The sequence below is a fragment of the Mesorhizobium sp. M4A.F.Ca.ET.022.05.2.1 genome (genome assembly GCF_003998845.1).
GTDB lineage: Bacteria > Pseudomonadota > Alphaproteobacteria > Rhizobiales > Rhizobiaceae > Mesorhizobium.
The window spans coordinates 1-6,528 of record NZ_RZOJ01000341.1; the positions used below are offsets into that span (position 1 = coordinate 1).

Sequence of the window (6,528 nt, forward strand, 5' to 3'; positions counted from 1 at the left end):
GAACGGAACTACACCCGTCAGCTGGCGACCATCATTTCTATCGATGCCGTCGGATTCTCGCGGTTGATGGGCATCGACGACGAGTTGGCCGTCGCCGCTTTCGAGGAACGACGCGACATTATCGCCGATAGCTGCGTGGCGTTTGGCGGCCGGACTTTCGGCGACGCCGGCGACAGCATCATGGCCGAATTCGGCAATCCGATCGAAGCCTTGCGCGCCGCCTTCGATTTCCAGGGTAGGATCGTAGCGCTTAACGCCGCCGTCGCCGAGGACATGCGCATGCCGTTTCGCGCCGGCATCAACACCGGCGACGTCATCGTGCGCGAGGGCCGCCTCTATGGCGACGACGTCAACATCGCCGCCAGGCTGCAGGAGTTCGCGCCGCATGACGGCCTCGCCATTTCGGAGACGACATGGCACCACGTGAAGGACAAGACCGCGGCCGAATTCACCGACCTTGGCGAATTCATGCTGAAGAACATCGCGCTGCCGGTGCGGGTGATGATAGCGGGCCGCGGTGGCAATGCGTCGCCAGCGGCGCCGCTCGCCGCCATTTCGCCAGCCGTCAGCCAGCAAAAGTCGCCGCCCAAAGGCCCGCCGGCGATTGCCGTGCTGCCTTTCGCCGGCGATGGTGGCGAGCGCGACGTCGGCTACATGGCCGATGGCATCGCCGAGGACATTATCTACGGCCTCTCGAACACGAGATGGCTTTCAGTGATCGCCAAGAGCTCCAGCTTCCAATTTCGCGACGATAGCCTGGGCACGCGGGTAATCGGCAACGCGCTTGGCGCGCGCTACATCGTCAGCGGCACTCTGACGCGCAATGGCAGCCAGATCCGCCTCAACACCTCGCTTGCCGACACCTCGAACGGACGGCTGGTCTGGTCGCAGCGCTTCGACCGCGACCTCGTCGACATCTTCAAGCTGCGCGACCAGATCGGCAGCGAGATCGTCTCGATGCTCGACAAGGAAGTGGACCGGGCCGAACAGGCGCGCACCTTCCAGGTGCCGTGGGAAAGCCTGGAGACCTGGCAATTGGTTCGACGCGGTCGCTGGCACATGAACCGGCGCACGCGCGGCGATACCGAAATCGCCCTGGATTTCTTCGAAAAGGCCTATCGGGAGGACGCCAATTCCAGCGCCGTGCTGAACGAGCTGGCATGGTGGTATTTCTGGCGGGCGTGGCTGCGTTTTGGCGACAGCGATGACCTGGACAAGGTCGAGCAGTACGCGCGCAAGGCCTTGCTGATGGACAGCCTGGACGCGCGCCCGCACGCCCATCTTGGCGTCATCGATATCATGCGGGGTCAGCCGCGGGCCGCGATCGAGCATCTCGAGGAAGCGCTGCACATCAACCCGAGCTTTGCCTTTGCGCGCTCGGCCATGGGCAGCGCCAAGCTTCTGCTCGGAGATGCCGCCGACGCCATACCGTTCTTCCTCGATACCGAGCGGCTGAGTCCTTTCGATCTCTACCGGTTCCACAATCTGGGGGAACTGGCGGTCGCCTACAGTTTCGTCGAGAACTGGCCGGCCGTGATCGCCACGGCCGATCGTTCGCTCAACCTGTCGCCTGGCTATTTCTACGCCCGATACCTGAAGATCGGCGCCTTGATGCGCAGCGGCCGTGTCGATGAGGCCAAACGCGAACTGGCGATTTTCACGACCAGGCATCCGGACTTCTCGGAGCAGCGGGTGCGCTGGATACCTTTCGCCAACAAGGCCGCGAATGAATTCCTCATCGCCAATTTCGAACTGGCAAGATCGGCGATGTGATTTCGCGGAGGCGATGGGCTGGACACAGATGATTGTGAAAAGAATCACATACTCCGAGCCGATGCGACCATAGGCCAAGAGACGGCCGGCATCGCAATGAGGTGGACAGCCGGGGGGCTTGAACGTGCATGATCAAGTTAAAGTACTTCGATAAAGTCCGCGCGGCCCAGAAAAGCCAGCGACCGCTGTCGGAAATGCCGCCTTTCGACATTGAACGGCTCCGCGCCAAGGGCTTGGCGTCCCGCATCGCGAACTTTTTCTTCGGCGATCCCCGCTGGGCCCTCGCGCTGCTGCGCCGCTTCAAGCCGAGTCTTGGCTTCGGCAATTTCCTGCTCGTCACCAGGAACGCCGACGTTCGCGACATATTGGAGCGCGGCGAGGAGTTCGAGACGCCCTACGGGCCGGAAATGGCCGAGCTGGCGCGCGGCTCGAACTTCATCCTCGGCATGCAGGACGGCGCCGCCTACCGGCAGATGAAATCGTCGGTGCTGAGCGCCTTTCCGCCGGCCGAGGTCGAGGCCAAGGTCAGGCCGATCGCGGCGCGCCATTCCAAGGACATCATGGCGGCCGCCAGCCCCGGCTTCGACGCCATCGGCGGGCTGATGAAGATCGTTCCGGTGCACATCTGCCGCGACTATTTCGGTTTGGAGATCGACGACGAATCCGAATTCGCCGACTGGGCGATCGCCTTGAGCGCGCTGTTCTTTTCCGATCCGACGGCAAAACCGGCCACGCGCGAGCTCGCGGTCGTCGGGGGCGACCGGCTGATCAAGCTCATCGACCGTTCCATCGACGCGATCAGGGAAAAGGGCGCCAAGAACGAGCAGCCGCTGGCGCGGCTCGTTGCCCTGCTCGATCAGGGCCGCATGTCGCGGCCGGACATTCATTCCATCATGCTTGGCATGATCGCCGGCTTCGTGCCGACCAACGTGCTGGCCGGCGGCAATTGCCTGGACGTCATCCTGTCCAGGCCAGACGCGCGGCAGGCAATCGACGCGGCGCTCGCCGAAAACGACACGGCGAAGCTCGACCGGGCCATCATGGAAGCCATGCGCTTCAAGCCGATCTGGGTCGGCCCCTGGCGCTACACCTCACGCGACACGGTTATCGCCAAAGGCACGCCCCGCGAGCGGCTGGTGAAGGCGGGAACGGTGGTGATGCCGGCCACGCTGTCGGCGATGTTCGACCCGGAGGCCGTGCAAAATCCCAACGATTTCGACACCACGCGTCCGTACCGCGATTACCTGGTCTTCGGCCACGGCATCCATCTGTGCATCGGCGCCGAGATCGCCAGGATCCAGATCGGCGAAAGCCTGCGCGCGCTGTTCGGCAAGGAGAAATTGCGCCGCGCGCCGGGCAAGGCCGGGCGACTAGTCAACATCGGCGCCTATCCGGAGAGCCTCAAGGTCGACTTCGAGCAGCCGGCGCTCTGCCGCACCGTCGACCAGTCGATGGTGACTGTGGTCTGCCCGGTCGTCCGGACCGTGCCGCTGGATGCCATCCGCGACAAGGTCGCCACGCTCGGCAATCCGGCCAACGAGGAGATCAGCGCCGCGCTCGACATCTCCGCCACCATCCATTTCACCAGCCTCGCCGTCGCCGGCACCGGCGAAATCGATGACGCTTCCGGTCTTGAGAAGGGTGCGCTTGTGCTCGAAATCTCCGGCGACGGCAGCGCCGGCGAGGTCATCGACGCCGTCTCCCAAGCCATCGGTCACCGGCTGCGGCCGATCTTCAAGGACGTCTGCGGCCTGCCCGAGGGCGGCTCGCTCAGCGACTTCCTGCGCAGGCACAATATCGAGATATCGCCGTCCTTTGGCAGCAACGCCGGGCTGGTGTTTTCCGGCACGCCGGGGCATTCGGTCCGCCGCATCCTGGCTGAAGCCGAGCTTGCCGACACCGTGCGCGGCATCGCCGAGCAGCCGCGCGCCGGCAACGGCGATGCCGCCATGGTGCTTGCCGAGGCCCGCCGGCATGTCCATTCGCTGGGTCGGTTCGACTGGGCTTTCCAGCCCGCCGAAAGCCAACTCGAAAATCCGCCCGGCAAATGGTGGCGGGCCATCACCACGACGTTGCTCGCGCCGCCGATGCTGGTCGCCGTCGCGGTCGTGGTGCTCGTCTGCTGGAAGCTGACCTACAAGCTGGTGTTCGGCGATCCGAGCGGCCTCAGCTTCACCACCATCGCAATTGCCGGCACGGCGCTTCTGCTGGCCGTGCTCGGGCTCATCGCGATGATAGTTGTGGCGCTTGGCGTCTGCTTCATCGCGTTACGGCGCCTCGAAGACATTGACCGTCCGCACAACACGCCCGTCGACCTTGATGCGCTGGACAAGATCATCGTGCATGAGGATCGCGCAGCGCAGAACCATATGACGGCGATCTCGACGATGAAGGTCGGAACCTTGCGACGTTTGGCGCTCCGGCTGTCTTTCTATCTGATCTCGATCACGGCGCGGAAAGTGTTTCGACCGGGCTTCCTCGGCACCATCAACACCATCCATTTCGCCCGCTGGGTGCTTTTGCCCGGAACCAACAGGCTGATGTTCTTCTCCAACTATGGCGGCAGCTGGGAAAGCTACCTGGAGGATTTCATCGCCAAGGCTGCTTCCGGGCTCACCGGCGTGTGGAGCAACACCGAAGGCTATCCCCGCACGCGATGGCTCTTCCTCGATGGCGCGCGCGACGGCGACCGGTTCAAACGCTGGGCACGGCGACAGCAGGTGCCGACTCTGTTCTGGTATTCGGCCTACCGCGAGCTCAACACCGCGGCCATCCGGATCAATTCCCGGATCAGGCGCGGCATTGCTTCGGCCACCGACAACGAGGCGCGCGACTGGCTGAGCCTGTTCGGTTCTCTGCCGCGGCTGGCGACCGAAAGAACCACCGTTCAAAAAACCACCTCGCTGCTGGCCAATATCAGTTCGGCCTTTCCGCCGCCTCTCGAGCAACAGCTGGAAACCGGCGAGATCCAGTCCATCTTCTTCGGTCCGTTCGGGTCGCTGGCGCACGCGCATATGATGGCGATTGCCATACCCCAGACCCTGTCCAGGGCGAGCCGCAGGGCCTGGCTCGAATTCGTCGTTGCCCGCGCGAGTTTTGGCGATGGCGTGCCGCGCGAGCGCGCCATGACGCTGGCATTCGGTCCTGACGGCCTTCGCCGCCTCGGACTGGACGGCGGCGTCGAGGGCGATCCGCTCGGCACGTTTCCTGTCGCCTTTCGCCACGGCATGGGCAATCCCGAACGCAGCCGCATCCTGGACGATCTCGGCGACAGCGTTCCCGACAAATGGCAATGGGGTTCACTGCAGAAGCCGGTGGACGCCGTCGTCGTCTGCTATGCCGAAAGCCCCGAGATCCTGAAGGCCGAGCTTGCCGCGCTGAAGAAAAAGACATCGAGCGCGGGGATGGTGCTGGTTTCGGAACTGCCGCTCGCGGTCAAGCGGGAAGGCAAGCGCGCCGTCGAGCATTTCGGCTTCGTCGACGGCGTGTCGCAGCCGATCGTGCGCGGCACGGCGCGCGCAAATGCGGGTGCTGCACCCATGCATCTGGTCGCGCCAGGCGAATTCCTGTTCGGCTATCGCGACGAGCACGGTTTCTACCCGGCTTCGCCGTCCGTCCCGGCCGCGCAGGACCGCTCCGGTATCCTGTCAGCGGTGCGCCGCAACCGGCAGATCGCCGGATTGCCACCCCCGCCGCACGATTTCGGCCGCAATGGCTCCTTTCTGGTCGTGCGCCAGTTCGAGCAGCACGTCGAGCGCTTCGACGATTATTGCAAGGCGGCAGCCGCGCAAGTGGCGGGCGAGACCGGCAATCCGGCGATCACGCCGCGCTGGGTGGCCGCCAAGATGCTCGGCCGCTGGCCGGACGGCAGTTCGCTGGTGCGCAACCCAGACGGCCGCCCCGGACGCGGCGTCGACAATGATTTCACCCTCGGCGTCGAGGACCCGCAGGGGCATCGTTGCCCGCTTGGCGCTCACATACGCCGCTCCAATCCGCGCGACTCGCTTGGCGAAGACCGCGAGACGCAGATCCAGATCGGCAAGCGCCACCGCATCATCCGCGTCGGCCGTTCCTACCAGAAGCAGGACCGGAAGGGCGCGAAGGTCGAGAAGGGCCTGCTCTTCATGTGCCTCAACGCCGACATCGAGCGCCAGTACGAATTCATGCAGCAGACCTGGGTCTCATCGACTTCGTTCCAGGGGCTGGTCGGTGAAAAGGATCCGACGATCGGTTCGCGCACCGACGATGGCAGGTTCACCATCCCGTCCTGGGAAGGCGTCACGGTCCTGAAGGGAATACCGCAATTCGTCACCACGCGGGGAGGTGGCTATTTCTTCATGCCGAGCAAATCCGCGCTGCGCTATCTGATCTCGCGGCTCTGATTCGGGTGACGCATCGCCGAATGACGCCCTCAGTCGTCGTCCTGCGATTCGGCAATGGTAGCGAGCGCCCTGGCGTCGGTTATGCGCAGGCCACCTCGCTTGATCTCGATGATCCGGCGGCTGCGCCAGTCGTTCAGCGTCTTGTTGACCGACTCGCGCGTCGCGCCGAGGAACTCGCCCAGCTCCGATTGCGATATCGGTATCCAGCCGGCCCCATCAGCCATGACCCCGCCCAGGAACACCAGACGTTTCGCCAGCCGGGCCTCGATGCCGAAGAAGGCCTGGTCGCCAAGCTCGCCGCTGACCCAGCGCAGCCGTGCGCACAGCAAGTCGATCATGGCGCGCGCCAGCGACGGGTTTTTCTCAATACGGT

General features: G+C 64.4%; 3 protein-coding genes. 2 read left to right on the plus strand and 1 reads right to left on the minus strand.

From position 1 onward, the window contains the following. Both EN745_RS26845 and EN745_RS26850 read left to right on the plus strand, forming a co-directional pair. Nucleotides 1-1,773, plus strand: a 1,773-nt coding sequence (locus EN745_RS26845) for an adenylate/guanylate cyclase domain-containing protein (RefSeq protein ID WP_145992145.1), incomplete at its 5' end; no start/stop codon positions are given. Between the two features lie 128 nt (nucleotides 1,774-1,901). Next, nucleotides 1,902-6,155, plus strand: a complete 4,254-nt coding sequence (locus EN745_RS26850; RefSeq protein WP_126054523.1) for a cytochrome P450 — start codon at nucleotides 1,902-1,904, stop codon at nucleotides 6,153-6,155. Between the two features lie 29 nt (nucleotides 6,156-6,184). Here the strand turns inward: EN745_RS26850 and EN745_RS26855 are convergent. Next, nucleotides 6,185-6,528 (minus strand): Crp/Fnr family transcriptional regulator (locus EN745_RS26855; protein WP_145992146.1); only part of this gene is annotated, 344 nt, incomplete at its 5' end.

Bases quoted from the DNA above. Each gene is read 5' to 3' on its own strand.
- EN745_RS26850 (WP_126054523.1), top strand. From the start codon at position 1,902: ATGATCAAGTTAAAGTACTTCGATAAAGTCCGCGCGGCCCAGAAAAGC.